Below are 2263 nucleotides of genomic sequence, written 5' to 3'. Positions count from 1 at the left end.
TGCAGCGATATCTCATTCCATAGTCTATTTCAATCATTACTCATACCGACTTGACACCTGTGTTTGCTTAGGCTCGATAGCTGTCGTATGACCGACGATGACGATCTCAAAGCGGAGACCCAGGAACCCCGTTCGACAATCGGTTCCCTCCAACACCGTGTCGGGTAACTCGAATTGAGGTATTAAACAGCGAAACAAGCTTTGAACGAACTCACACTGAATATCAACCGGGTAGCGATCCTGGTCTGACTTGGACGTTGATGCCGACAGCCCCTTCAGAGGAGCAAAGTAGTGATCACACCTTCACAAAAGACAGTTTTGACGTAGGTGATGAATACAAGATGGACGACCGTCGGAACTGGGATCGGGATATCGGAGCCAAATGGTTAGGACGCGTCGGCAGCGTCGCGTTCGTCCTCGGTATTGTCTTTTTTTCCGTGGCAACCGAAGCTGGAATCCTCGATCCGCCCGGTCGAATCGCTGCAGGTACCACCGGTCGAACTACACTACTCGCCGGCGGACAGCGCATCGCACGCCGCCAAGGACACAAACGGTAGGGACGGCTCACCGCCGGCATCGGGCTCGCGGGTGCGTTCTTCAACATCTACACGGCTTACAGGTTCGAGTCCTATCGCACTGCAATTGACACGCCGCTGTGAAGCGTCCTCCTGGCGTTGAACCGCTGTCGTGTCCGTACTCAACGGGAATTCGGTGGTGGCTGGTGAAGCGTTCCTGCTGAGGTATACCACCGCCTATCTCGGACTCGATTTCGAAAGCTTCGTTATGACACTCGTGCACGCATTCTTATTCACCCTTGAGTCGGTCCTCACCGCCACGGTCCGTTCGTGGAGTCGGTATATGACCGCTAGCGTCCCACTGACGAACGGACTGATCATCGCATCATCGCATGATTGAGTGATTTAAATCCTGACTGGATAGCCTGCCGGTGTCACCGTCGTCGTTTTGATCATTTATATTGCCGGAAGCATCGTGCTCAGACAGAACACCTGAACTCGAAGTGACGTATTGAATCATATAGGGTAGCACAGACGCTCACTGCAATTAACGCTGTATTCGCCGCGACGCTGCTAGAGTGGACCGCTCGGCAGTGGATCCTGTGACTGTCGGTTGAAGTGGTCCCTGTCGCTATCAGTCGTGTGGGCGATGTTCGGCGCAGCACTATTTATGGGCGGACTCCAGGCTGAGACGCGTCTGCTCCGTCTTACTAGTGTGCTTGCGTTCGGCGCGACGACACTCAAAGTGTTCCTGTTGGATACACAAGGGCTCGATACGGTTGCCCAGATGATTTTATCTCTTATTTTCGGGAGTCCTCTCCTGGCAACATCGCATGCATACCGTCGGAGGGTGGTCGTCCGTTTAACTGCATTATCGAAAATTAAAACAGCGAGGTCGGAGCCGTGAGTCGCTCAGGTGACTGTAAGAACATGGTAGTCCGGCATATCGTACAACTGACCGTGGTCATAATCAGGTTTTCAATTCTGTAATAAGCGAACACTCAGACGCAGGCGGCGATCATAACAATCAGCCGTTGAGCCGATAACCGGAGATTCATAACTATAAAAATAATTAATTATAAATAGAATGATTCAGACTAATTGCGGCTCGAAAGGAGAACTGAGAGATGCTGTCTGTCGCCCAAAATCATTATTACTCATATTACTCTTCTCCAGAGAGGTAATAAAACAGTGACACTTCTCAATGTCGACGACTTGGTGGTGCGATACGACACGCAAGGGGAACCCCTGCACAGTGTTAACAATGTCTCGTTTTCTATTGAACATGGCGTCAACTACGCGCTATCTGGTGAATCAGCCTCAGGAAAGTCGACGACTGCGAAGGCTGTTCTTGATTTACTACCTGACCACGCAGTGATTGAGTCTGGTGATATCGAGTTTGAGGGCAGAGACCTACGATCAATGACTCCAGTTGAGCACCGGGATATCCTTTGGGAGGAGATCGCTTTTATTCCACAGACTGCAATCGATGCCCTTGATCCTGTCATGACCGTCGGTGCACAGATTTGCCAGGCTATCAAAACTCACCGCGAGGTCTCGGAACGAAGCGCCCGCCGACGGTCACGTGAGCTGCTCGAAACTGTCGGGTTAGACCCAGAATGGACCGATGAGTACCCGCATCGACTCTCGGGCGGGATGCGTCAGCGAGTCGTCATCGCAATGGCACTCGCCCTTAACCCGAAGCTAATAATTGCCGACGAACCGACAACTGGGCTTGATACCATCGT

Annotated in this window: 4 protein-coding genes; all 4 read left to right on the top strand. The window is 51.8% G+C overall.

What is annotated here, in order from left to right; translation table 11 throughout:
- The first annotated feature begins 260 nt into the window (after positions 1-260).
- Positions 261-557 (top strand): hypothetical protein, encoded by a 297-nt coding sequence (locus tag J07HQW2_RS18745; protein WP_021055891.1) that lies wholly within the window; start codon positions 261-263, stop codon positions 555-557.
- 130 nt (positions 558-687) lie between these two features.
- Positions 688-915 (top strand): hypothetical protein, encoded by a 228-nt coding sequence (locus J07HQW2_RS18740; RefSeq protein WP_303704125.1) that lies wholly within the window; start codon positions 688-690, stop codon positions 913-915.
- A 213-nt stretch (positions 916-1128) separates the two neighbouring features.
- Positions 1129-1422: a DUF2339 domain-containing protein gene (locus tag J07HQW2_RS12435; RefSeq protein ID WP_303704124.1), complete on the top strand. Its 294-nt coding sequence runs from the start codon at positions 1129-1131 to the stop codon at positions 1420-1422.
- 284 nt (positions 1423-1706) lie between these two features.
- On the top strand, positions 1707-2263 hold a 557-nt coding region (locus J07HQW2_RS12430), incomplete at its 3' end, for an ATP-binding cassette domain-containing protein (protein ID WP_021055889.1).

It is taken from the genome of Haloquadratum walsbyi J07HQW2 (assembly GCF_000415985.1).
GTDB lineage: Archaea > Halobacteriota > Halobacteria > Halobacteriales > Haloferacaceae > Haloquadratum > Haloquadratum walsbyi_B.
The sequence above is the reverse complement of the archived record's forward strand: the minus strand, read 5'-3'. Positions and strand labels throughout refer to the sequence as shown.

Excerpts from the sequence above, each read along its gene's own strand:
- J07HQW2_RS18745 (WP_021055891.1), top strand. The coding sequence starts at position 261 with ATGCCGACAGCCCCTTCAGAGGAGCAAAGTAGTGATCACACCTTCACA.